This window comes from Thermosporothrix sp. COM3 (genome assembly GCF_059696735.1).
Window position 1 is genome coordinate 7,505,972 of record NZ_AP019376.1, and the last position, 26,171, is coordinate 7,532,142.

18 protein-coding genes are annotated in these 26,171 nt (G+C 52.8%); 14 read left to right on the forward strand and 4 right to left on the reverse strand.

The window, feature by feature from the left end; genetic code table 11:
* Positions 1-6 precede the first annotated feature (6 nt).
* Positions 7-3,987: an Eco57I restriction-modification methylase domain-containing protein gene (locus KTH_RS32040; protein WP_497622954.1), complete on the forward strand. Its 3,981-nt coding sequence runs from the start codon at positions 7-9 to the stop codon at positions 3,985-3,987.
* A 259-nt stretch (positions 3,988-4,246) separates the two neighbouring features.
* Positions 4,247-5,878: a DUF262 domain-containing protein gene (locus tag KTH_RS32045; RefSeq protein ID WP_111326946.1), complete on the forward strand. Its 1,632-nt coding sequence runs from the start codon at positions 4,247-4,249 to the stop codon at positions 5,876-5,878.
* Here the strand turns inward: KTH_RS32045 and KTH_RS32050 are convergent.
* Positions 5,765-6,961, reverse strand: coding sequence for an RNA-guided endonuclease InsQ/TnpB family protein (locus KTH_RS32050; RefSeq protein ID WP_137686246.1), 1,197 nt, complete (start codon positions 6,959-6,961; stop codon positions 5,765-5,767). The genes KTH_RS32045 and KTH_RS32050 overlap by 114 nt on opposite strands.
* A 113-nt stretch (positions 6,962-7,074) precedes the next feature.
* Here KTH_RS32050 and KTH_RS32055 point away from each other — a divergent pair, with 113 nt between their 5' ends.
* Both KTH_RS32055 and KTH_RS32060 read left to right on the forward strand, forming a co-directional pair.
* A complete protein-coding gene (locus KTH_RS32055; protein WP_211326348.1) occupies positions 7,075-8,022 on the forward strand; it encodes a DUF5655 domain-containing protein in 948 nt (315 codons plus the stop codon).
* A gap of 906 nt (positions 8,023-8,928) precedes the next feature.
* Positions 8,929-12,240 (forward strand): AfsR/SARP family transcriptional regulator, encoded by a 3,312-nt coding sequence (locus KTH_RS32060; protein ID WP_497622956.1) that lies wholly within the window; start codon positions 8,929-8,931, stop codon positions 12,238-12,240.
* A 646-nt stretch (positions 12,241-12,886) separates the two neighbouring features.
* Here KTH_RS32060 and KTH_RS32065 read toward each other — a convergent pair.
* From KTH_RS32065 to KTH_RS32075, 3 genes are read right to left on the reverse strand one after another with little or no spacing between them, the layout of a single operon-like run.
* On the reverse strand, positions 12,887-15,346 hold the full coding sequence (locus KTH_RS32065) for a beta-ketoacyl-[acyl-carrier-protein] synthase family protein (protein WP_111325554.1): 2,460 nt from the start codon (positions 15,344-15,346) through the stop codon (positions 12,887-12,889).
* Between the two features lie 21 nt (positions 15,347-15,367).
* Positions 15,368-15,694: an acyl carrier protein gene (locus KTH_RS32070; protein WP_111325555.1), complete on the reverse strand. Its 327-nt coding sequence runs from the start codon at positions 15,692-15,694 to the stop codon at positions 15,368-15,370.
* 34 nt (positions 15,695-15,728) lie between these two features.
* Positions 15,729-16,178: an acyl-CoA thioesterase gene (locus tag KTH_RS32075; protein WP_111325556.1), complete on the reverse strand. Its 450-nt coding sequence runs from the start codon at positions 16,176-16,178 to the stop codon at positions 15,729-15,731.
* Between the two features lie 261 nt (positions 16,179-16,439).
* Here KTH_RS32075 and KTH_RS32080 point away from each other — a divergent pair, with 261 nt between their 5' ends.
* The 10 genes from KTH_RS32080 (at position 16,440) to KTH_RS32125 (ending at position 26,171) form a co-directional block, all read left to right on the forward strand.
* Positions 16,440-16,649 (forward strand): hypothetical protein, encoded by a 210-nt coding sequence (locus tag KTH_RS32080; RefSeq protein WP_111325557.1) that lies wholly within the window; start codon positions 16,440-16,442, stop codon positions 16,647-16,649.
* Between the two features lie 14 nt (positions 16,650-16,663).
* Positions 16,664-17,257: a DUF3159 domain-containing protein gene (locus tag KTH_RS32085; RefSeq protein ID WP_111325558.1), complete on the forward strand. Its 594-nt coding sequence runs from the start codon at positions 16,664-16,666 to the stop codon at positions 17,255-17,257.
* Between the two features lie 301 nt (positions 17,258-17,558).
* Complete coding sequence (locus KTH_RS32090) at positions 17,559-18,548, forward strand: ABC transporter ATP-binding protein (protein WP_111325559.1); 990 nt, start codon at positions 17,559-17,561, stop codon at positions 18,546-18,548.
* A gap of 34 nt (positions 18,549-18,582) precedes the next feature.
* Positions 18,583-19,701, forward strand: coding sequence for an ABC transporter permease (locus tag KTH_RS32095; RefSeq protein WP_111325560.1), 1,119 nt, complete (start codon positions 18,583-18,585; stop codon positions 19,699-19,701).
* A 33-nt stretch (positions 19,702-19,734) separates the two neighbouring features.
* Positions 19,735-20,685, forward strand: coding sequence for an ACP S-malonyltransferase (locus tag KTH_RS32100; protein ID WP_111325561.1), 951 nt, complete (start codon positions 19,735-19,737; stop codon positions 20,683-20,685).
* Positions 20,686-20,694: 9 nt separating this feature from the next.
* Entirely contained in the window at positions 20,695-21,648 is a 954-nt protein-coding gene (locus tag KTH_RS32105) for an ACP S-malonyltransferase (protein ID WP_497622960.1), read from the forward strand.
* 13 nt (positions 21,649-21,661) lie between these two features.
* On the forward strand, positions 21,662-22,408 hold the full coding sequence (fabG, locus tag KTH_RS32110; RefSeq protein ID WP_111325563.1) for a 3-oxoacyl-[acyl-carrier-protein] reductase: 747 nt from the start codon (positions 21,662-21,664) through the stop codon (positions 22,406-22,408).
* 28 nt (positions 22,409-22,436) lie between these two features.
* Complete coding sequence (locus KTH_RS32115; protein ID WP_111325564.1) at positions 22,437-22,757, forward strand: acyl carrier protein; 321 nt, start codon at positions 22,437-22,439, stop codon at positions 22,755-22,757.
* A gap of 17 nt (positions 22,758-22,774) precedes the next feature.
* Positions 22,775-23,263 carry a 3-hydroxyacyl-ACP dehydratase FabZ gene (gene fabZ, locus KTH_RS32120; RefSeq protein WP_111325565.1) on the forward strand — a complete coding sequence of 163 codons (489 nt, stop codon included), beginning with the start codon at positions 22,775-22,777 and terminating at the stop codon, positions 23,261-23,263.
* Positions 23,264-23,273: 10 nt separating this feature from the next.
* Complete coding sequence (locus KTH_RS32125) at positions 23,274-26,171, forward strand: GNAT family N-acetyltransferase (protein ID WP_497622963.1); 2,898 nt, start codon at positions 23,274-23,276, stop codon at positions 26,169-26,171.

Here is a 26,171-nt window from a genome sequence, read left to right on the forward strand (position 1 = left end):
AAAGGTATGCGAAAACTCCCTGCTTTTACCTGTGTGACGAGTGAAGGGGCGCTGCTCCCTGTGGAGATGTTGCAACGGATTGCGCATCTTGATTCTGGTTTGGGTGGATTGAGCGCCGAAGATTATGACCTGTTTGATATGAGGCTCAATGAAGCGATCAGTGATTCCTGGCACACGTTATTGCGCACCTGGAAGGTGTTTCGTGCCGCAATACAGCGTGAAACAACACCTGGTTCGGAAACGTCGATTACGAGACGCTTCTGGTTGCTGCCGCTCTTTGCGGAGCTCGGTTATGGGCGGCTTGTTAGCACAAAGCCACTTGAGATCGAGGGGAAAAGCTATCCAATCTCACATTTCTGGTTTGGGGTACCGATCCATCTGATCGGGTGTCATATCGGTCTGGATCAGGTGGTGAGAAGCTCCGGTAGAGCACGACAGAGCGCCTTCAGTCTGGTTCAGGAATACCTGGGGCGCTCGCCAGAGGCGCTGTGGGGCTTTGTCTCCAATGGGCTGCGCCTGCGCCTCTTACGCAAAAATGTGAGCTTGACTCGTCAGGCCTATATCGAGTTTGACTTTGAAGCGATGATGGAGAGCGAGAACTATGCCGAGTTTACCCTGTTGTGGTTGCTCTGTCATGTCTCGCGTGTCAATGCGGAGGAACAGCCAGAACGGTGCTGGCTGGAGCAGTGGGCACAAGAGGCGCAGAAGCGAGGGGTACGAGCGCTTGAACAATTGCGTGATGGGGTTGAGGAGGCGATCCGTGCGCTGGGGAGTGGGTTTCTGGCGCATCGAGCCAATCAGCGGTTGCGCGAGAAGCTGCGCAGCGGTGAGCTCAAGCCGCAGGAATACTATCGGCAGGTGTTGCGCTTTGTTTATCGGCTGATAGTGCTCTTTGTGGCGGAGGATCGAGAGGTGTTACTGCATCCCGAAGCGAGGGAAGAGGCGCGAGAGCGGTACAAGCGTTACTATTCGACAGCCCGGCTCCGCTGGCTGGCAGAACGGCGCCTGGGGTCGCGCCATTCGGATCTCTATCATGGCTTGCGGTTGGTGATGGAGGGGCTGGGATGGGAGACGGGGTGTCCGGAGCTGGGGTTACCGGCACTCAATGGCTTTCTGTTTTCCGAGGAGGCGATGCCCGATGTGCTGGATTGTGTCCTGAGCAATCAGGATCTGCTGAAGGCAATACGCTCTCTGGCTTTTACCTATGAAGGATCGGTACGGAGAGCGGTGGACTATCGGCATCTGGGAGCGGAAGAACTGGGCAGTGTGTATGAATCTTTATTGGAGTTGCAGCCAGACCTCAACATTGAAACGGCTCAATTTATTCTGAAAACGGTGAGCGGCAATGAGCGGAAGACATCGGGGAGTTACTATACACCAAGCAGCTTGATTGAGAGTCTGCTGGATTCGGCGTTAGAGCCGGTGCTTGCGGAGGCGTGCGAGCACCCAGATCCAGAGCAGGCGATCTTGCAACTCAAGGTGTGTGATCCAGCCTGTGGGAGTGGGCATTTCCTGATAGCAGCAACGCGGCGCATGGCGAGACGGCTGGCAGTGATTCGAGCGGGGAATGAGGAGCCGAGCCAGAGGGAGCTGAGGAGAGCGTTGCGAGATGTGATCGGGCATTGCATTTATGGGGTGGATATCAACCCGATGTCGGTGGAGTTGTGCAAGGTGAATCTGTGGTTGGAGGCATTGGAGCCGGGCAAGCCGCTCTCGTTTCTGGATGCGCATATTCAATGTGGCAACAGCTTGCTTGGGACTACGCCGGCGCTGCTCAAGAATGGGATACCGAACGAAGCGTTTGAGGCAATCGAGGGGGATGATAAGAAGTTTTGTAACGCTCGCAAGAAGGAGAACAAAGCATATCGCGCCGGGCAGCTCTCCTTCCTTGCGCGAGGCGCTGAAATTGCCTGGGATCATTGGGAGAGCGTGGCAGCAGAACGACAACAGATGGAAGCGATCAGTGATGATACTGTTACGAATGTGCATCGCAAGCAGAAGCAGTATGTGCGGTTGCTCTCCTCGAAAGATTATACCCAGAATAAGCTGTGGGCGGATATGTGGTGTGGAGCCTTTGTATGGAAGAAGACAAAGGAGCATTATGATCTGGCAATCAATGAAGATGTCTTTCGTCAAGCGATCCGGAATCCAGAGGCGATAGGGGAGGAACAGCGACGGTATATTCAGAGTCTGGCGGAGCAGTATCAGTTTTTTCACTGGCATCTGGCCTTTCCAGATGTGTTTCAAGTGCCATCGGGGAATGAGGAGCCGGAGAATGCGCTGACGGGCTGGTCGGGAGGTTTTGATGTGGTCCTGGGAAATCCCCCGTGGGAGCGGATCAAGATCCAGGAGAAGGAATGGTTCTCGGCGCATGGGCGTTCCGATATAGCGAATGCAAGCAATGCGGCGCAGAGACGCAAGATGATCGAGGCGTTAGAGCGAGAAGACTTTCTACTGTCATTGGCGTTCAAGGAAGCGTTGCGCCAGGCAGAAGGGGAGAGTCACCTTGTTCGCCATAGTGGACGATTTCCGCTGTGTGGGAGAGGGGATATCAATCGCTACTCGATCTTTACGGAGTGTATGCGTCAGATCTTGCATCCGAGGGGACGCATAGGCTGCATTGTGCCGTCAGGGATTGCCACTGATGATACCACGAAGGTCTTCTTTCAGGATTTGATGGACAGCAGGACACTGGTCAGCTTGTATGATTTTGAGAATCGCAACAAGGTTTTTCCCGCTGTGGATAGTCGCATGAAATTTAGTCTACTCACGTTGAGTGGAACGGAGAGACCGGCGATGCAAGGGGCACGCTTTGCCTTTTTCCTGCATGATCCGACGGAACTGAAGGCAGAGGAGCGTGCCTTTGTGCTCACAGCGGAAGAGATAGCATTGCTCAATCCGAACACGCGAACCTGCCCGATTTTCCGTTCGCAGCGAGATGCAGAACTGACAAAGCAACTGTATAGGCGTGCCCCGGTTCTTGTGCGAGAAGATGGAAAAGAGACATTGAACCCGTGGCAGGTGACATTCATTCGTATGTTTGATATGGCAAATGACTCCCATCTCTTTCATACCTGTACCCAGCTTCAGCAGGATGGTTGGACGCTGAGAGGAAATATCTTCTATAGAGGAAATGAAAAATGTTATCCATTGTATGAGGGAAAGATGATCTCACACTACGATCATCGCTTTGGTGGCTATACCACAACAGCAGAAGAGGCTGAACAGGGGATAGATCGGCGTGATCCGTTTGCGGTGCCGTTACCACGCTATTGGATCCATGAACGGGATATGAATGCGGATGTGTTGCGAGAGCAGACTGCTTTGCTTGCCTTTCGGGACGTAACAAATACAACGAATGAAAGAACGGCTATCTTTGACATCATTCCTGCGGTGGCTGTTGGGCACACTATGCCTCTGATTGCATTTGGAGGGAAAGATGAACGTCTGATGTTAAACTTTACTTCTAGTGTTTCATCGTTTGCATTTGATTTTATCGCTCGACAGAAGCTAGGGGGAACGCATCTTACCTTTTTCATTCTGAAGCAGCTTCCAGTCCTCCCACCAGAGACGTATAAGCAGGAATGTGTGTGGCAGCCGGGTGTATCGCTTGGGGAGTGGATCTTGCCGCGGGCGCTTGAGCTGACCTATACGGCATGGGATCTGGAGGCGTTTGCGCGGGAGTGTGGGTATGCGGGGCCGCCCTTCCGCTGGGATGAGGAGCGGCGCTTTCTCTTGCGCTGTGAGCTGGATGCGGCATTCTTCCACCTCTACGGGGTGGAGCGGGAAGATGTCGCCTCTATCATGGAGACGTTTCCGTTGGTGAAGAAGGAAGACGAGAAGCGCTATGGAGAGTATCGAAGCAGGCGTATGATTCTGGAGATCTATGATGCCCTTCAGGAGGCGAGTGAGCAGGGAGCGATGTATCAAACGCGGTTAGAGCCTCCTCCTGCTGATCCCTCAGTTGCTCATTCTCCGCGACAGTAGGTTGATATCTCAAGGGATAACTTCTCCTGTATTTTTATGTGCTGCTCAGAGAAAAGCATTTCTGAGCAGCATTCCTATCTTTTCTGGCTATGATCGCAATAAGGATTGCACTTTTACCCGAAAAGACTATACTGTGAACATCTTTTATAAAAGTATGTATGTTCTTGCTATGTACATAGGGTCGCGGCTTTTCAGGATGTGAAAGCAGACTCCTGTTGAACCGCTACATATGAGATAGAGAAGCGTGGGAGGTTCCTTTATGGAAGCATATGTTCATCAGCTTTTGCAATTTTTGGATGGCAAAAAACAATTTATTATCCCTATTTATCAGCGGCCGTATAGCTGGACAGAGGAGCAGTGCGGGCGCCTCTGGGATGATATTCTGCGTGCTGCTGAAACGAATATGCCAACACACTTTCTTGGTTCGATCGTCTATGTCAAGCGTGGACTTCATCATCTGACGCATAACGCACAGTGGCTTATCATTGATGGACAGCAGCGCCTGACAACATTGATGCTTCTGCTTGCAGCTCTTGCTCATGTCGCGCAGGATCAAGCAGGGGTGACGGGGATGAACCCCGAAGAAATTCGCGACTCCTATCTCATCAACAAATTTGGGAAAGATGAGGATCGCTATAAGCTTCTCCTCACACAGCGAGATAGGGAAATCTTGAAGCTGCTTATCGATGATCCTGATCAGGCTCTCTGCCAGTATGAGAAGAGCCTGCTCATTGATAACTATCGTTTCTTTGATAAAAGGCTACGAAAAGATGTTAGCCTCGAAGTCGTGTATGAGGGCGTGAGCAAGCTCATCTTTGTTGATATTGCGCTTGACATGACCTATGACAATCCTCAATTGATCTTTGAGAGCCTCAATTCAACCGGGGTAGATCTGACGCAGGCTGATCTTATTCGAAACTATGTGCTGATGAGTCTGGATCCACAAGAGCAAGAATGGCTGTATAAAGAATACTGGTATCCAATAGAGGAGAAATTCCAGGCGAATAATACGCGGGGCTCACAATTATTCGATCGGTTTATGCGTGACTATCTCTCTCTCAAGCTGGAGGATATCCCGAGGATCAGCGGAGTATATGAAGAATTTAAGAGATATTATCAGACGGAGAAGAGCAAGAATGTTTCTATGCATGACCTGGTGTTTGATATTGCCAGTTACGCAGAATATTTCGCCAGAATCGCTTTGAGCCATGAACCTGATCCTGAGTTGCGGCGGGCATTCCAGGATATCCAGGCATTGACCGTTGAGGTGTCCTATCCCTTCTTACTGGCTGTCTATGATGATTATATGCGTGGCTTTGTCAGGAAAGAAGAGTTCATCACAATCGTCAGGATGGTTGAGAGCTATGTTGTCAGGCGCGGGGTATGCGGTTTGCCAACCAATGCATTGAATAAGATGTTTGTAAGCTTGCTTAAAGAAATAGATAAGCAGCACTATCTTGAGAGTGTTCAAGCGGTCTGGGTATCAAAGGAAGGAAATGCTCGCTTCCCCAAAAATGAGGAGTTTCGTGCGGCCTTTTATGTGAAGGACATCTATAACAATTCGCGTGGGAATTATTTGCTTCAGAAGCTGGAAAACCACAAGCGGCCAGTTGCGGCAGAGTTGGAAAGTTATAAGGCTGTCTATATCATGCCTGCCAGTGATCCCTTGCCTGAAGAGTGGCAGGAGGAGCTTGGGCCTAATTGGAAAGAGATTCAGGCACGCTATGTGCATACTATTGTTGACACTCCCCAGGCCAGAAGGGCGGGGATTCTTCCTTCATCCAGCCTGCTTGCGCGGCGTCGCACTGCGACGACGCGTAGCGGCAGGCTGTCCAGAAGCGTTCGACGAGACACCCTCGTCGGTTCCCGTCTGCCCGACGGTACCCTGTAGAGCCTTCTGCAAGATATTCAAGGCGGCATTGTGATCTCGGTCGAGGAGCAGCCCACAGCCAGGACACAGATGGGTACGCACACTCAAGCTCTTCTTGACCCGCTGCCCACAACGAGAACAGTCCTGGGTTGTAAAGGCCGGTTCCACCCCGATCACCGGAACCTGATGCAGCGTGCCGTAGTATCTCACCCACCAGAGGAAGCGACCCCACGCCGCGTCAGCGATACTCTTGGCCAGATGACGGTTCTTGACGAGATGGCGGATCTGCAAGGCTTCGTAGGCAATCACGTCGTGAGACGAGACAAGCGCGTTCGCCTGCTTTCTGGCGAAATCCTCGCGCTGCCGTTGCACCTTGAGATACGCTTTGCTGAGGGCTTGACGGGCTTTGCGCCGATTGCGGCTGCGCTTCTGCGTCTTCGAGAGCCGACGATGCAGCCGCTTGAGCCGCCGTTCCGCCTTGCAGAGATACTGAGGAGGAGCCACGGTGTTGCCTTCGGAGTCAGTGAAGAAGGCACGCAGCCCCAGATCAATGCCCACCTGCTTGCCTGAGGGCTGATGCTCAACGCGTCGCGTGGCCGCCACCGCGAATTGGCAATAATACCCATCAGCCCGCCGGAGCAGTCGTACCCGCTTGATCTGTGAGAGGGGAAAGGCCATGATATCACGCGAGCCGATGAGGCGCAGCCGACCAATGCCACAGCCATCTGTGAACCGAATGTGTACTCCATCAGGATCCAGCTTCCAGCCCGTCTGCTTGTCCTCGACACTGCGACAATCGTGCTGGAACTGAGGAGAGCCCTTCTTTCCTGGTTTCTTCTTCTTGCAATGCTCATAGAAGCGGGAGATGGCAGCCCACGCCCGATCAGCGGCAGCTTGCCGGGCCTGCGAGTTGAGGGAGAGCGCAAAAGGGAACTGTCTGGCCAGCACAGCGCAATACCGCTGCAGGTCATTCCTGGAGACGCCGCGTGCATCCATCCAGAGGCGCAGGCACGTGTTGCGAATGAACTGGGTCGTGCGGATGGCTTCCTCGATGGCGGCGAATTGCGCCTTCGACCCATCGAGCTTGTATTCGTAGATCAGCATCCCTTGCTCCTTGTTCGTCCTCACTATCTTCGTGTATTCTCGCACAACGATTGCCTTCTGTCAAGCGAAGGGGAACGTCCTGCCGCTGCTGGCTTCCTGCGCCATCCATCCCCTTGGCTGAAGCCAGGGGCCTTCTGCCGCTTTTTGGTAATCTGACATTGTTAAGCGACACATCCAAGGGGAATGAAGAGAAAACGTTCCTGGAAAAGCGGGATATGAAGGGAGGCTTTGCTGAAAGCCCGCTGGCGCTGAATCATGAGCTGGCTACACTGGATCACTGGAATCAGGAAACTATTGAGCGCCGTATAGAAGAGTTGGCCTATTTGGCTTGTGAGGTATGGCAGATACCACAGCTCCCCTCTGCGATTATTCGACGTTATTCGCGCTCATGGAAGAAGGGGGCTCTGGCTGATATCATCGGTCCGGCTGAGTATCCTCGGGCCGGCTTTGTTCCGAAAGGGGTGCGCATTATTCAGGGAGCGGAGCAGCGGTTCTATCTCTTCAGGCTTGTAGAGGGAGAATGGAAGCAGTATGGTGATGGTGTGAATGTCTGGTATACCGAGACCTGGCAGAATGTCCGGCAATGGATTCGGGATATACCAACGATTGATGAGGTGTCAGAGGTTGTTGAGAGCCAGCTTGTGCTTTCGGAGGATTCAGGAGAAGCGTTAGACTATCTGATACTAGAGTCTGCATCAAAGAACTCGTCTCGTATTGGATATCATCTTTATCTGCAAGGAGAAATTGGAGCACTTTTTGAGGAGATAGATAAACGTATTCTTGCTTTGAGCGAACAGGTAAGGCGAGAGGAACAAAAGCACTACATTGCATATAAGCTAGACAGCAACTTTGTTGATATCGAGCCAAAGAGGAAAAGTTTGAAGCTGATCTTGAATATGCCTTTTACGGCAATCAAAGATCCGAAAGAGATATGTCGAGATGTAACAAATATCGGGCATTATGGAAACGGGGATGTCGAGATACGATTAACAGATTTCAATCAGCTTGATGATACAATGATGTTGGTGCAGCAGGCTTTCCTGTGGCGAATGCAATTATAGAGGAATAAAGCTGTTTCGATTGAGGAAATACCGATCCCCTCTTCTATAGGAGAATTTTATTTCTATAGAAGATATTCCGTGGCTTCTTCTCTGATAGCTCTGAGAAGAAGCCCGCTCTTTCGTTATGCAATTTTATGGTAGGCAGGACTTTTTCCGGTGCAGGGTCCTGCCTGTTTATTTGGATGCGAAAAAGCTTTTGCGATTTTAACTGAAAACGATGCTGGTTTTTGATTGACGCTGTTTAATACGGAGACGAGAAATAATGGAAGGGTGTATATATGATGTTAAATTGCAGTATACAGTATTTTATGGCAATGTCTGTGAAACAATTACTTGTCACATGTGATAGAAGTAGATAAAATAAAAGGAGTGCATATATCTAATATGTTTTAAGTGTGAATGTAGTGGGGCGCTTTGCTTTTTGCAGCACTGGTGGGGGAGAGGAAACCATATGTAAGCATAATAAAGAAGCGGGTCTTATTTTTTATAAGATTTGAAGCAAGGAGCCTCAGGACTGCGATTTGATTAATGTCAACAGCAAGTAGCAAGTCGTCATAGGTGAGCAGGCAGGTATGGAACAACACGCTTCATTGTTTTTCTCATGGGCCGCAATGTGTTGTTCCCTTCCTCGCTTTTCAGGAAAACGGTGGCGCTCTGGTTCCTGGACAATGGACTCAGTGTTTGGAGAAGTGCGTGAGATTGGTTCCGAGGCAACTGTAGTCGTGCTCTCCTGGGACATTGGGCTGCTGGCATTTTTCAGAGGTACGCAGTGCCGAAAAATATCATTTTTCCTGGGGACTGGAATGATTTATATCAGATTATAGGGGGCGGGTATTGAAAACATGGACTTGAGCTTGAGGAGACACTGCATTTCTTTGCAATTGATCGAGAAATGAGAGGGATACTATGGGCGCTTTTGACGTATCATCGAAGGTGCATATCCCGGCGATCCCACGAACCTTTGTCCGCCGGAATCGGTTGCTGTCGATTTTAAAAGGGGCTTTAGATGGAGAGCATGAAAAGGAGTATCGAGTGATTTTGCTCTGTGCTCCCGGGGGATATGGCAAAACGACGGCACTAGTTGATTATATACGACAGGCGCAGTTGCCCTGTTGCTGGTATACCCTGGAACCGATGGACGCCGACGCAATCACCTTTCTGCGTGTGCTGGTCACAAGTATTCAGCATGTCTTTCCTCATTTTGGCAAGTCCGTGAGCGCGCGTCTCTCTGGAAGCGCTTTTTCGGAAAGTGAAGCCTTGTCCGGGCCGGTCTTAATGGATGCTCTGCTGACCGCGATTGAGAACGAGATTCAGGAGCATTTTCTTCTGGTCCTCAACGATTTTCATGAGGTGAACAACAGTGCGCCTGTGCTGGAGCTTCTCAATCACTTCCTGCGGAAACAGCCACAACACTGTACAGTCGTTGTTGAGAGCAGGGCTGTGCCCAGATTGGAACTTGCTCCGTTGCTGGCGCGCCGGGAGGTGTACGCTATCGGAAATGCGCATTTTCGCTTCTTGCCAGATGAGATATGTGAGCTGGCACGAGTACAGGGAAGCATTACGCTTACTTTGCAGGAAGCGGAGAAGCTGGCCCATTCTTTCGATGGATGGATTGCCGGTATTTTGCTTGGCACCCGGCTCGGTGAGGGGCAGATGTCGCCGGGGGGTGGCAGAATTCTTTCAGGGACATCAACGCTACGACTAGAACGACAACAGTTGTTCGCCTATCTGGTACATGAGGTGTTCAAGAGGGAACAAGAAGTGTACGCCTTTTTGAAAGAAGTGGCGATCCTGCCGCAGATGGCGCCGGAAGTTTGTGACGCGCTCTTGCAGCGAAATGATTCTGCGAGCAGGCTATCCTATCTTGAACAGCAGGGGCTTTTTGTCAGTCAGGTGGAAACCGACGAGGGGCCATTCTTTCTCTGTCATCCAGTTTTGCGTGATATGCTCTGTGAGGAGTTTCAGCGGGAGCAGCCGGAACGATACACGGAATTACAGCGACGTGCCTCAGAGTTCTTTTGCCAGAGAGGTGAGTATCAACAGGCGCTCTATCATGCACAGAGAGCAGGCGAGTATGAGCAGATGGCGTGCCTGCTTCAGGACGCATATCAACAGAGTGTAAAGCGTGGGCGCAGTTCTGAGGGATTGGCACACTGGATTGATGATATTCCTACAGATATCTGGATGAAGTATCCGCGGTTGCCGTTGATTCGGGCAAGCCTCTATCTGGCACAGGGCGATATCGCTCATGCCCTGCCACTATTGACTCGTTCCCATGAGCTGGTAGATAACGCTGCTGAAACGATGGAGAGCGAAGACCGACGGTTGTTACAGGCTGAAATCGCCCTCGCTCGAAGTAAGGCGCTCTTTTTTTCGGGCAACTATGTACAGGCACAGATACTCTGTCAGCAGGCTCTGCCAACCATACCTGCTGATGAGGTACCGCTTCTGGCAGAAGCTCATCTGCGACTGGGAATGTGTGCCCAGATGCTCGGGTGTTTTGGCGATTGTATTCGTGAACTTCAGCAGGCGTTGCGGCTCTGGGGGTATGGCATCGCGGCGAAACAGACAGCACTACTGCATAGCCAATTGGCAAATACCTATAGTCTGATGGGGAATCTGGCGCTTGCAGAGCATCATTACCGACGCGCGATGTCCTGCCTTGAGGAATTGCATGATGATTATGAACGGGCCAATACGCTCATCGGTAGAGGCGTCACATTACAGCGATACGGTAAGTATGATGAGGCAGTCACTGTCTTACAGGAGGCGTTAGATCTGGCGCGAAAAATTGGCTTTCGTCGCGCAGAGGCATATGCATTGGTTAGCCTGGGAGACGTATATCAGGATCAGGGGAAATACGATCAGGCGCTACTCATGATGGAGGATGGGCTATCGCTTGCTTCTCAGCTTGCTGAACACTATCTGGTTGGCTATACCCATAATACACTTGCAATGACCTATCTCCTGATGGGTGATCCCCACACCGCTCTGGTTCATCTTGCGCAGACAGAGGCTACCGCTGACGAGAAGACAAGCTATCATAACGAACTTGGGGCGCTGGTTCGCGGTACTGTGTGGCTGTATCAGCAGGAATATCAGCAGGCAAAGACCTGCTTTCTTGCTCTGGCTGAAACATTGCACGCAAAAGGCTATAAGCGCGAGTTGGTTCAAGTGATGGTGCGCCTGGCTGCCTGTTATGGGGCATTGCAGGAAAGAGATGAGGCGGTCAGACATCTAGAAAGGGCGCAGCGGCTTGCGGAGGAATATCACTATGAAGCATTGCTCCCTCTGGAGCTTGAGCGTCTGCCCGGGATCGCTGAGACGTTGCGGTTTCAACATGAAAGGGACTCCAATCGAGAGCTGCCTGTGAAAAAAGAGGCTGTGCCGCAGAATAGAGAGCCGCAGAGCCGTGCGAAGATGCCGGATGCATACTCTCGTCTTCAGGCGGTGAAGACAGAAGTTGTGCCGAAGCTACGTATCCTGGCGCTAGGAGAACCAGTAGTGTTACTGGAAGGGAAGCCTATCACGCGCTGGCGTATGGCAAGAGCAATGGAGCTATGTTTCTTTCTGCTGGATAAGGGAAAGCCTGTGCATAAGGAGCAGATTATGCTGGCTCTCTGGCCGGAAGTGGATGAGGCAATAGACCAGACACTCCGTTCAACGATCTATTATCTGCGGAAAGCGCTTGGTGAAGGCTGTATCTCTTACCGCTCAGGATACTATGCGCTGAACTTGCAGGCCCACTACGGCGATGAGGTTTGTTATGATGTGGCGCAGTTTGAGGAATACTATAAAGAGGCAAAAGAAAATTACGAGGTGAAAGAGTTTGATGAGGCATATGAACTCTTTCTGCGGATGGTGCATCTGTATCGTGGCGATTATGCGCAGTCATTTTACCATGACTGGTGTATTCCTCGACGTGAGGAACTGCGGCTAGCCTATCTGGATGCTCGGCGGCATCTGGCATTGATTTGTTGGAAGCAAGGAGCGTATCAGGAGAGCGCCTCTCACTGGCAACAGATGCTGATAGTTGATCGTTGTATGGAAGAGGCGCACTATGGATTGATGCGCTGTTATATGCAGATGGGAAAACGCAGTCTCGCATTGCGGCAATATCAGCGCTGTGCGGAGGCGTTACAGGAAGAGCTAGGGATTGAGCCCGGGGAACGCATTCAGCATTTATATCAGCGGCTGACCGGGCAGGTCCGAGAGTAGGAAAAGAGAAGGGTCGCCACGTGAGCGACCCTTTTGTTCATGTATTTCATTTTATTGGCTCTCCAGGAGGAAAAGGGTCTCCCTGTATATGGGTGAGGGTGATAGCCCTGTCAGGAAGAGCGTCGGCTGAGGTTGCAAGAAATGTTGCAGTTGCTGCTGAAAGGAACAAGAGAATGAGGGTCAGGTGCAAGATAAACGGTTTGATTGAGCAGATGGTGTGTGTTGCTTTCATTGCTGTCCTCCAGGTCTTTTCTAAGAGTTGCTTTTTCCTTTCACTTTCAGCTTACTTGATTGGTGTTAACACTGTATGCGCGTGGATAGGCTTACTGTTCGCACCTGTTTACAGCGAATCGAGAGGCAATACCTGCTTGTATGTCTATTGGCAATGATAAAGGAGGAGGCTTGTGTCTGAACTCTACTGCACCTCAGAGAACCGGTGCAAGCGCTCTGCTTTGGCTTCCTTGTTTGACACATCAGGGACAAGTGATAAACATCGAGTTGAGGAAGTTGCTGTCCCGGGCTGTGGCATCAAGATGTGAGCAGTTCCCATAGGTGAGGGGAACGAGTGTTATGAGAGACATAGGAGAATGAGGGTGCTTGCCATTGCAAACACCCCTGATGAAAGGAAGGAGGACTGACAAGCTTCCTAAGCCGCCTGATAGCGGCGCAGAACGAGTGAATGATAATTGCCTGAGCCTGTTACCGAGTAGCTTGAGATCAATACATGCTCGGGAGTGGCGGGGCGCGCCGCACCATAGACATAGTCGAGCGCTGCATATTCTTGAGGCTCCCGCAAATTAGCTGTGGCAGAGATAAAACCATCATGCAACGCTGCAATACCGGCGATGATATTGAGTCCTCCGGCAGAGCCATGTGTTTCGCCGAAGATTGACTTAGGGGCAGTGACGGGGACGCGATCGCCAACGACACGGGCGAGAACCCTGGCCTCAACTTCATCAACGAGAGGAAGGCCGTTCGCAGCTGCGAAGACTGCACCTAGCTGTGCCGGTTCAATCCCGGCATCGAGCAGGGCGAGTTCAAACGAACGTTGCCATTCAGTTCCCTCTTCGTTGATGCGGGCGACGCGGAAGGTATCGGCCGTCATGCCAAAGCCTGCCAGTTCGGCATATGGACGGGCGCCACAGGAGCGAGCTGCCTCTTCGCTCTGAATCAAGAAGGCGGTACTGGCTGCGCCTATATTCGTGCCGGAGTGCGAGCGATCAAAGGGGCGCAGGGTGTCGCGACTCAGGAAATTGGGAATACGTCCGAAGCCTGCCAGCATCGGCTCATTGCATTCATCGGAACTTACAACAAGGATTGTATCAACGACACCGCGCTGAATCAGACTGTACGCGTAGAAGAGGGCACTGATCGTTGAGGTGCCGGCTGCGGTGATCGTTGACGTTGGCCCTTTGATCTTGAAATGCAGGGAAACGTGCCCGGCAGCGGCATTCATCACGGTATTCGGAAAGAGGCGCGGGTTGGCATTCTTCACTCCCTGCTCAATCACGGTGCGGTAGAAGGACTCAACCGTTTCAACGGGGCCAGTCCCGGTTGCGAAGAGAATCCCCACCTGTTCGCAGTTGTGGCGATCAATCTTGAAGCCGCTATCAGTCAGAGCGAATTTCGCTGCTGCAACAGCCTGTTTGCTGATCGTATCCATCTTCCGAAGAAGGCCAGGGTTAATGATCTTCTCATAGCGCAGGCCACGAATCATACCCGCCAGCAAGCTGCCGTAGGGCGAGGCGTCGAACTCAATAATAGGCTGGATCTGAGATTGCCCCTCGCGCAGACGAGAGAAGACCTCAGCAGTCGTGTTGGCTCCAGCAGCAAGAGCGCCAATGCCACTGATAACAACGCGCTTGTGTTGCCACGCGTGTCCATGTCCGGCCCGTGGATACTTGCCAAAGATAATACTTGCATTATTGCCGCCAAAACCGAACGAGTTTGAAAGAATGATGTCCAGTTTGGCCGGTCTGGAGTGGTTGGGCACGAAATCCAGGTCGTAGGTGCGTCGCTCTTCGTCGAAGTTGATGGTTGGGGGCAGGATGCCATCCTGCAAGGCAAGCACACAGGTGACCCCTTCAATTGCGCCGGCAGCACCCAGGGTATGCCCGATCATCGATTTGGTGGAACTGATAGGAATATCCTTGTGCTCCTTTAAAAAGGCGCGGATGGCCTTTGGTTCAATCATATCGTTGGTGGGCGTGCCAGTCCCATGCCCGTTGATATACGAGATCTCATGAATGCTAATGTTAGCCATCTCGACGGCTGTGCTCATGGAGCGGATCGCGCCAGAGCCGCCGGGATCGGGTGCCGTCTGATGATAGGAATCAGATGAGAGGCCATAGCCCATCACCTCTGCCAGAATAGTGGCGCCGCGCGCCTCAGCATGGGATAGTCGCTCAAGCACAAGAATGGCCGCGCCTTCGCCCAGATTGAGGCCATTACTCTTGCTATAGGGTGCGCAGGCTTCAGGGCTCAGAGCCGAGAGGCTATTAAAGCCGGAAAATGAGAGATGAGAGAGCGGATCGACGCCACCGGTAAACATGACGTCTGCTTTCCCACTAATCAGGAACTCAGTGGCAAAACCAATGGCATTTGTGCCTGCTGCACAGGCGTTTGAAATGACGCTTTTTGGGCCTTTCAGACCAAGATCAATGCTGATCAGATCTAATGGCGCATGCAGGGTGTAGAGCTGAAGCAAGCGCGGATGCGTTTTATGAATACCCCGCTTAATCCACTGCTCATGGAACATCTGCCCACTGACCATACCGCCAAGCGAGGTGCCCAGGACAACCCCGATACGATAAGGGTCGAGCTGTTGTACATTGATATGAGCATGTTCCGCTGCCTCTCGTGCGGCAATCACTGCCATCTGGCCGCAGCGGTCCATAAAGCGCATTTCTCGTTTGGAAAAGTAGCGCTCAGGGTGAAATTCAGTCACCTCGCCTGCGACATCGGTCGAAAGATTGGTCATATCGACGGTGTGGACCGAGCGGATGCCACTGCTCCCGCGTACGACGTTATCCCAGAAGGCTTTCTGTCCAATGCCATTAGCGCAGATGACGCCAACCCCTGTGACGACAATTCGTTCACGCGTCATATGAGCCTCCTTTATTTTGTATCAGGCGTGTTGCTCAAACATCGGTGCGGCGACCGGTTCACGCCCTTGCTGAAAGGCCAGAATGTATTCAGCGATCTTATTGACCGAGCTCAACGAACTGATATCATCATCGCTCACCGAGACCTCAAATGCCTCCTCGATGCCGACCACCAGTTCAAGCGCATCCAGGGAGTCCAGGCCGAGACCGCGGCCAAAGAGCGGCTGATCATCCGTTATCTGACCTGGCTCACAATTGAGTTCAAGGTATGAGACCAGCAGGGACTTGATCTGTTCATTGAGGGCTCGGCGCTGTAGTGCCTTCTCCCTCGTTTCCTGGTAGTTGCTCATGTCTTCCTTCCTTTCTTTCTGGGTAGAATGGTATTTATGCTTTTTTGGCCTGGGACGTATGCTCTGTCTCAGCCAGATAGCGTTCAATTTGGTCGCTGATATGTGGCGGCAGGTGAAACAAAATGCGTCCGTCGGTACGCATCAGGACATGTGAGGATGCGCCCTCTGTAAGGAGCTGATGCCCTTGTTGCCGATACACACGATAGGTGAAATCAAAGCGCGCTTTGACCGGTTTTTTGAGAACCGTTTCTACCTCGACTATATCTCCGTAGCGCGCCGAAACGCGAAAGTGACTGCTACAGGTAACAACCGGAAAATGAAGCGTGCTCCCATCGGGCAGCGCCTCCAGATTCAGTCCTATCTGCTTTGCCAGGGTGACGCGCCCGATCTCATACCAGACAAAGTAATGAGAATGGTGAACGACGCCCATTGGATCGCATTCCACGAAGCGTACAGGAATAATTGCTCTGGCTTTCAGTACCATCACACAACTTCTTTCTCTCCTTTTTTTCAGACAGTGTTTATGTCCGGACCTGCTGGAAGCATACCCGAGTTCTGTTCACACCTGGTTGCCTTTGAATTCGCAATTGTAGATTCCTGCAAGGAGGCTGGTTGACTGCTGAAGCTCTACGGGTGCTAATTCGTGCGAACAGTTGCAAACAAGAAGTGAATTGAGGCGGAGTATGCTTTTTCTGTCGTTAACCCCCCTTCTTTACAAGAAGTGAGCGTGTAAGGATGAAGTGCTATGTCATGGCAAATAATCAATGAGTTGCTGATCTTGGCCAGTGTGGATGCTGAGTTTTATCAGGAACTGATTCAGTGCGGAGCCGTTGCGGCGTTGCGACGAGGCTTTCAACTTACTGAAGAGGAGCAAGCGGCTTTCGAGAATTTGCAGGTGAAAGATGTCTACGAGTTGAGTAGAGTCGTCATAGAGAGAATAGGATATAAAAAGTGACAAAGGAGAGATCATTGCAGAACACAACCGCCACCCTTCAAGAGACGAGTTCTCAACAGAGAACAAATTGGTTTGCTAGTTTTGGGGGCCTGATCCCTATCGTGCTGATGATCCCGCTGCTGATGTTGCAGCTCTGGACGGCCTGTATTGTTGCCGCGATCAGCATTTCACTGGTGACGATTCTTTATAATCTGAGCCAGAAGCGTGGCGTGACCAGCCTGGAAGCGCTCTCGCTGTTTTTTGGGCTGGTCAATGCTGTGCTGTACTTTGGGTTCCAGAGTACCTTTCTATTGCAGCGTCTGGGCGCATTCATTTATCTGTTGCTGCTTGTGCAGGTGATCCTCTCACTGGTGCGGGGTGTTCCCTGGACTGAGCAGTATGCGAAACGTTCGGTTTCGCCGGAGCTGTGGGAGAATCCGATGTTTCGGGAAACGAATCGGTTTCTAACCATTGTCTGGGGATGCGCATTCCTGGTAGATATGGTGCTCTCTATAGCCTTTACTGGTTGGCTAGGCAATATCGTGCCAATCGCTCTGGTGGTAGCAACGGCTGTGGCCACACCCTTTCTGACCAAATGGTATACCAGCCTGCGGACGAAGCAGAATTAAAGAGATAGTCCTGTCAGAGGACGCGAGCCATCCATAGTGGTGCACTCGCGTCCTCTGCTTTCTCTTGAGCGAAAATGCCAGGAGGCTTCTAAATGGAGGCACCTGGTCTCGACCTTTCGACGAACGCTGGCCCCTTTTCAGGCTATCAGAGGTTCAACTGATGCGAACAGATTGATGACTCGGTGTGAACGAGAGGCGGGTATGCTTTGAGCGAAGTCAGTTGGAGAACGTGAAGCGGATGGGCTGCAACTGACAGGTATTGTTGGAATATGGAGACAGAGAAGAAAGCCAGGTGAAATTCATGGCGATGATAGTAGAGCAGGCTCCCAGGCAGGGGAAGTCTACTGATAAGGTTGAGAATGTGATTGAGGCTCGTGAAATTTATAAGAGCTTCGGTGCTTTTCAGGTAGTAAAAGGGGTCAGCCTGGAAGTGAAAGCCGGTGAAGTATTTGGACTACTCGGGCCCAATGGTGCCGGTAAAACAACGCTGATCTCGGTATTAACCGGTATCCTGACTCCTGATAAAGGTAGTGCGACCATGTGCGGTTTTGATCTGGTGAAAGATGCGCGCAAAGTCAAAGATGTTATCAGCCTGGTACCGCAGGATCTCACGATTTATCAGGAGCTATCGGCACTGGAGAATCTCAAATTCTTTGCGCGTATGTATCATCTTGCGGGCAAACTGGCAAAGGAACGGATTGATGAAGTGCTGGAGATTGCCCGGTTAACCGATGTGGCGAAAAAGAAAGCCGGGACCTATTCGGGGGGCATGAAACGGCGTTTGAATCTGGCAATCGGGTTGCTCAATCATCCGCGCCTGCTCTTTCTGGATGAGCCAACTGTTGGCGTTGACCCGCAGTCGCGTAACCATATCTTTGAGTGTATCCGTATGCTGGTGCGGGAGCGCAATATGAGCGTTTTCTATACCACTCATTATATGGAAGAAGCGCAGACGCTCTGTCACCGGGTGGCGATCTATGATCATGGGCAGATCATCGCGCTAGGCACGCCTCAGGAACTGATTCAGAAGATTGGTGCGACTCGGTTGACTTTCAGCATAGAGGCGCTGCCCGAAGATGTGCTTGAGCAGGTGCGTGAGCTGGCTACAGTGCAGCAGGCTGACTACAGCGAACAGATCCTGACTGTTGCGGCTCCAGCGCCATATCAGGCGGCCCGCGATGTGATCGGTGTGCTTCAGCAACGGGATGTGCCGGTGACAGATATGCAGACGCAGGAAGTCAATCTAGAAACCGTGTTCTTGAGCCTGACGGGCAAGGCATTGCGCGAGTAAAGCATTCGCTATATCTGATGAAGGAGATGGGGTTATGACCTTCTGGCATGTCGCACTTAAGGATATCCGGCTACAGATGAAGGATCTACCAAGTATCCTGTTCCTGTTTCTGACGCCGTTACTGGTGATCGCGGTAGCCGGGTATGCTCTACCAAACCTGAGCAACAGCAAGACCTATAGCAAGTTCCAGATCCCGGTGGTGCAACAGGATACCGGTCCCTATGCGCAGGCGCTGGTCGATGCACTGAAAAAGAACTCGGCGCTTGAGATTCTGACTACCTATACCGATGAGGACAAGCAAGAACATACAATGACGCTCGATGAGGCGAAGAAGCGGGTCCCGGATCTGAAGGCGGCAATAGTGATCCCTGAGCACTTTTCTGATGATATGATCCAGCAGCGGCCGACCCGGATCACGGTACTGACTGACCCGACAGATAAGGTCGTGCCGCCCGTTGTCAGCAGTGTGGTGAACAAGATCACAACCCAGATGACGCAGACAAAAACGCTGATTGAGGTTGAGCAGGAAGAAAACAAGGTGGGCGAGAACTATCATCAACCCTCGGCTTTTGATGCGACGGTTCCTGGCTATGCGGTGATGTTCATTCTCTTCAGCACGACCTTTGCCGCGGCCTCGCTGCTGACCGAACGCGAAGCGGGCACGCTACGTAAGCTGAAGACGCTGCCAATATCGAAATTCTCGATTATTCTGGGGAAGATGCTGGCAAACTTCCTGGTTGCGCTGTTACAGTGTGTCGTCCTGTTTACTGCCGGTCACTATCTATTCGGGATGTGGCTTGGAAACGATCTGCTGGCTCTGATCACGGTGATTGTGGCAACAGCCTTTGCTGCGACCGGTCTGGGTATGTTGATCGCGGCTTTTATCAAGACGAGGGCGCAGGTGACAGGTGTGGTGACGCTCTGTGTGCTGGCGATGTCTGCTCTGGGAGGCTCGTGGTGGCCGCTCTATATCGAGCCGGAATGGATGCAGAACGTCGCGAAGGTCACGCTGACAGCCTGGGCGATGAGCGGCTTCAATCAGTTACTGGTGTATGGTAATGGTTTCTCTGCGGTTCTCACTCCATTAATTGTGCTGGCCTGTATCGGTATTGGCGGGGTGCTGATTGCAACGGCCCGTTTCCGGTACGAATAATGTTGAGCGTTCAGTGAAAAGGATGAATGCTATATGGAGTACGCGTTTCTCTTCCCCGGGCAGGGGTCGCAACAGGTCGGAATGGGCAAAGATCTGTACAGAAACTATGTGATAGCCCGAGAGACCTTTGAAGAAGCGAATGACATTCTGGGTTTTGATCTGAGCAGGCTCTGCTTTACCGGTCCACAGGTGACATTGACGGCGACCGAGAATGCGCAGCCAGCGATCCTGACGATGAGTGTCGCTCTCCAGAGAGTGCTGACCCAGGAAGGAATTATTCCGGGTATCGTGGCCGGGCATAGCATTGGCTCCTTTGCCAGTCTGGTGGCGGCGGGCTGTCTTCCCTTTGCGGATGCCGTACGCATTGTGCGGCAGCGAGGGTTGCTGATGGCGGCGGTACAACAACCCGGAAGTATGCTGGCGGTGGCCTCTGCCGACGAACTGAAGCTGAAAGAGGTTGAGAAGATGGCGCGGGAGCGCTTTGGGCTTGATATCGCGGCGAACAATAGTCCCGCACAGTCCGTCTTCTCGGGTGCGGTTGAGAGCATCCAGGCACTACAGGATGCCCTGGCCGACCGAAGCGGTGTGCAGGCGAAGCGTTTTTCGGTTAGCCAGGCTTTCCACTCGCGCCTGATGGGTGAGAAGAAGCAGGAATGGGAGCAATTTCTGAACGACTATCCTCTGCTGACCGCTCGTATCCCGGTCGGGTTAAACGTGCAGGGCAACTATACAACCGATGTGAGCGAGATTCGGAAAGATCTGGTTGAACAGTTTACCAGAACAGTGCAGTGGCGCTCGCTCTTCCAGCACCTGCTTGATCTAAACATCACACAGCTCATTGAAGTTGGCATGGGGCATACGCTGGCGGGACTGGCCCGCGCCTGGCCCGGTCGAATAACGGTTCAGGTTACAGAGAGTGTGCCGCATCTGGCGAAGCTGATCAAGCAGGCGCAGAAGCAGCAGCTCGCAACCCGCGCAGCGTAGGAGGATGGTATGCGATACGCGTTTCTCTTTCCCGGTATGGCCTCACAGCGCGAGGGAATGGGTCGCGATCTGGCAGAGCGTTGGCCTGAAGCGCGTGCGGTTTTCTCACAAGCAAGCGCCGTGCTGGGTTATGATTTCGCACAAAAGTGCTTCTATAGCCCGCTCAACGAACTGACCAGTACACAGGAAATGCGCCTGTTAACTATGTTTGTGGTGAGCGTGGCGAGTCTGCGGGTACTGGAAGGGGCGGGGTTAAGGCCTGCGATCGTTGCGGGTGCCAGTGGTGGAATCTTTGCGTCACTGCTTGCCGCTGATGCTATTGATTTTGCCCAGGCAGTGCGTGTGCTGGAGCAGCGCGGGCGATTGATCGCCTCGATCCCACCTGAAAAGCGCGGCTCTATGCTGGCGATCATCACGGCAAACGAGGAAGTCATGCAACAGGTGGAGCTGATCGGGGGCGAGGAGAAGGCGCACGTGGGGCTGTATAACAGTCCAACACAGATCGTGTTTGCCGGATCGGATGAGGTCCTTCGGCGGGTACGGGAGCGGGTACGGGGCCTGCGAGGTGTCTACATCCCGAGACCGGAGCGCTTCAGTGTTGGGAACGCGCATCACTCGCCACTACTGATGGTAATTCAGGAACAATGGTGCGAACTGGTCGACACGATGACGATCCGACAGCCTCGAATCCCCGTTCTGTTGAGCGGCTTTAACGAGGTGACGACCGATCCGCACCGGGTGCGTGAGGCACTGCTTGATCTGAATGGTGGCGCGGTCTATTGGCGGCAGTCGTTTAGCCGGATGCTTGAGGAGGGGTACCGGCTCTTCCTGGAGGTTGGTCCCTGTCAAACATTAACGAAGCTGGCCAGCGCCTGGAAGACACCACATACGGCTCTTCCCTGTGGCACCGTCGCTGAAATAGAGGCAGTCTTTACCCATCTGAGCGAGAAGCAAGCAGCATAAGAGGAGCAAGGCAATGTTTACCGGAGAGGAAGTAGCGCTAGTAACAGGCGCATCGCGCGGCATTGGCAAGGCAGTCGCTCTTGATCTGGCCTCCTATGGTGTGAAAGTCATGGTACATTATCACAGCAAGGAGGAGGAGGCGTTGCAGGTTGCTGACCAGATTGAGCGAGCTGGCGGCACGGCAAAGATCTTTCAGGCAAACGTCGCGGATGAGGCCGCAGTCCAGCGAATGTGTCGTGAAATTAAAAAGGAGTATGGGCGGCTGGACATCCTGGTGAACAACGCCGGGATCACGAAGGATGGCTTTGTCACGATGATGAGCGCAGCCAAATGGCAGGACGTTATAGACACCAATCTGAAAGGGACGTTCTTCTGTACGCGAGAGGCACTCAAGATTATGCACCGGCAGAAGCGGGGCGCGATTATCAATGTGGCCTCGACCAGCGGGGTAGTAGGGCAGCCCGGCCAACTCAATTATTCAGCGTCGAAGGGTGGCCTGATTGCCTTCACGAAAGGATTGGCGCGTGAAGTGGCTCCGCAAGGAATCAGAGCGAATGTTGTGGCTCCGGGCTTTACCGAGACTGATATGACCCGACAGATGGAGCCGGATGTGTTGAAAAAATATCTGGAGATGGTTCCCCTGGGCCGGATCGGCAAGCCGGAGGAGATCGCGTATATGGTCTCGTTTCTGGCCTCGTCAAAGGCCGCCTATATTACCGGAAAAGTCTTCATTGTCGATGGCGGTTTAGTGACTGTTTGATACGAAAAGGAAAGGAAGGAGAAAAACAATGGCAGTATCTCAGGAGCTGTATGAGAAGGCACTGCAGCGGCGCATATTGAACGAACGAATCAAGGAATTGCTGGTGAACTCACTGGAATTGAGCTGTGAGCCTGGCCAGATAACGGATGACCAGCCGCTCTTTGGCCGCGGTCTCGGCCTGGACTCCCTGGATGCGCTTGAACTGGTGGTCGGCATCGAGGAGGCATTTGAGGTCTCGGTGAGCGATGATGATATCAGTTCGTTGAGCTCGGTCAATAAGATCGCTGAATACATCCTGGCCTTTCAGCAAGGGCGTGAACCGGTCGCCGCACCGATGTTTGAAGCATAGGGAGAAGGAGTAATGTCATGAAGACGACATTAGGAGCAGACGAAATACGAACGATGTTACCCCATCGCTGGCCCTTCCTGCTGCTGGATCGTGTGACCGAGCTGGTGCCAGACAAATATGCGGTCGGGATCAAGAACGTGACCATTAGCGAGCCATTCTTTGAGGGCCATTTCCCGCAGCGGGCAATCATGCCCGGGGTGCTGATTGTAGAGGCGCTGGCCCAGTTAACCGCGATTGTCTACTGTAGTGGGCACCTGGCTCGGGCCGAAGAGTGTGGGGCTGGTGCGGCGTTGGAGGAGGTGGCAGATCATGTAGGCTATCTGGTGATGATTAAGAGTATGAAGTTTATGCGCCCGGTGGTGCCGGGAGATCAATTAACGCTGAAGTCGAGTGTCGCAGCCGGTCATGGCGTGTTTTCCCAGGTTAAAGTCTCTGCGCATGTTGGACCGCATCTGGTTGCAGAAGGTATCCTCGGCGTTACGCAGGCTCAGCCCGAAGAGCTGTAGGAGGTGATGTATGTCAGGCTCCATCGCAATTCGTCCATTGCAAGAGGCGGATGTTGAGGGCGTGGTTGACCTCTATAATCGGGGAGGTTTTGGCCCGATTGCCGGTGGACAGGCGTTAACCGGCGCGACTTTCCGTCGCCTGTTAGAGGAACGAGGCACCTATCTGTTTCTTGTTGCCGAGAGTCAGGAGCCAAACGCAATTGTGGGCACGCTGGGCCTGTTTCAGGTATCGGAGCAGCGAGTTGCACAGCCTGAAGAGGTGTTCGCAGGGAGCTTCTTTATTCACCCGGAGTTCCGTAATGGCTCGATTCCCAACCTGCTCTTCATTGAGGCGTTGCGAGCCCTGATTCGCGATGGTTATAGCTGTATCAGCGCGACCGTGAATCCGGCGAACACAACAGCCCTGGCACTTTATAAACGTATGGGCCTTTATCGCACACGGGCAAGCAGCATCGACTACGATGGGCAGATTGAGCTGAAGGGATATCAGCCGCTGATTATGCGCAGTATCAAACAGATGGTCCCGGATTATCTGACTACGCTGCCACGAGTTGAAAGCTGCTGGCGCTTCCTGGCTCCCAGGCAGTCACTGCGCTCAACCGGCTACGATACCGAAAGCTGGAACGGCCTGGAAGTGATTACCTACGAGATTCATTTTGAAGAACATTTCTATCGTTTCCGGCTGGATGTCGAGAGCAATGGACTGGTGGAGTTACAGACAAACGCTGTTCATTTCAGCTTTTATCCAGAGGCCGGGCCAGAGGGTCTGGTTGGTGAAGAACTGAAGCTGGTACACGAACTGACCACCCAATGTGAACAGGCTTGTGCTGTCAGCCGGGCTGATGGGAGCGAAGTGCTTACACGGAGAATATTCGGTCCCCACCAGCACTGGCGGTATGTGGAGCGGCTGGTCTTTCCACAGCCAGGACGGCACGTTGTGCGCTGTACCTTGCATTTGGAGAGCTGCTCGCTTGATTTTCAGGTAGGCGTCAGATTATTGACAGGTGTGCATGCCCAGCGAGTGCGCCCGTTAGTCCATCTCGTGCCGGGAACTGAGACGGTGCGCGTCCCGATTTGTTTGCAAAATGCAACGCAACGTCCCTGTTCACTGTCTGTTGTTGCGCCCTCCTGGGCCCGGTGTGACAGCATAACTCTCGCAGCAGAGAGCGCTGCTGAAACGGCGCTCTCCTGTGAGGGGGTTCCAGAGGGCGTTCATGCCGTCGTGTTCGAGGCGCAGGCAGAGGATGGAACACGGCGGCAACTGGACCCGGTAATGTTACCGGCGCTACGTCGGGGAATGGCGGTCAGCTACCGTGAAGAGAGCGGAGCGTATGTGCTTGAGTCGACTGCTGTAAGAGCAACCATCGATGCGAAGACAGGTCTGATGCATATCTGGGATAAGGGTGCAAGCAGGTTAGCTCTGTATGAGGCATGGCCCGATGTAGGGCCGCCATTCCCTGGCGGCTTGAAGCGAGGTAAGGTGCGTAGGCTTGAGGCATGCTGTGAGGCAGATGGCACGCTGACGCTACAGGAAACGCTGAAAGATGGCAGCTTGCTCAGGCGAACGCTGCGGCTGCGTGATGATCATCTGCTGGAGATTCAGCAAGCATGGAAGCCAGCTCGGAGACGGCAGGCCAGGTTGAAAACGTATGGCTGGTGCGCTCTACGCCAGAGTGTGCTTACTGTGCCCTTGCGTGAGGGCTGGCAGACGAGACCGGTAATCTATGGGGAATATCCCTATGCAATGCACGAGTTTGAGGCTATTCCGAGTGCAGATCTGCCGTGCGATAGCGCGGCTTATGCCGAAAACTGGTCGGTGTTTGAAGAAGCTGGTCGCTGTACAGGGCTGCTCTGGGAGCGTGCCGCTGAGATCTGTTACGGGCTTCATTGGATGCCGTCGCTATTTTTCGAGCTCCCGGAGAAAGAAGCTATCTTGCCTGGCTACGCCTACTATATCGGGCCTGGTGGAGCAAATGAGGTTCAGCGTCACTGGCAGACCTGCTATGCTCATGGCCCGGTTGAGGCGGAACAAACAGCGGTTTTGGCAATGCAGACGCCTGAGACGCGACCCGCTATCGAAACGGTGCTGGAACGACTCTCGGTGCAGGAGGCGCCCGCAGTGCGACTTACACCGGGCGGGACAGGACAGACCCGAGGCTATCAGGTTGATAACGGAGTGGTACGTTTTCAGGTCGCGCCAAAGTTTGCCGGGAGCATCTACAGTTTGACCTTTCAGGGGGCTAATCTGCTACAAACAGCGTTGCCTCGACCGCGTCCGTTTGGTGAAAACGCGTCCTGGTTTGGTGGTATCCATCCCTACAGGGTCAATGAGCGTACTAATTTGCTGGAGAGCTTACTTTGTGATGGTGAGCGAATTCCTGAATATGAAGTCCAGCCATATCAGGAGCTGGATGCACAGGGGCGAGCCTGGGAGGGCGTGATCTTGACTGCCGGTGCACTGCGCATCGCTTATTCTGTCCTGCCAGGGACAAGTATGCTTCGGTTGATGGCTGAATATCACAACACGCGGGCGGTAACTGAAACCTTTGATCTCCTGTTTTATGCCTTCTTCCGAGCGCTGCATAGTCGCGTGCCGAAGATGCTGTACTATGAGCGGCAGGGGAAGGGAGCGTATCTGAAGGAGGAAAAGCGAGGCAGGCGGGTCTATACCGGACGCAGTTGTGTTGTGACTCTGGGGCGAGACGTGGCTGTAAGTCTCTGCGCACCGGAGATTGCAACCTATGAATGGCCAAAGGATGGTTTTCAACATGCCCTTCTTCATCATTTTGATGTGGCACCAGGAGAGACACAACGAGCATACTCATATCTCTTTGTCTCAGATTCGCTGGAACAGGCTTTCAGTGTCGCAGGCTTTCAGCGGAGCCAGACAGGCAGTGTGAAAGGATGA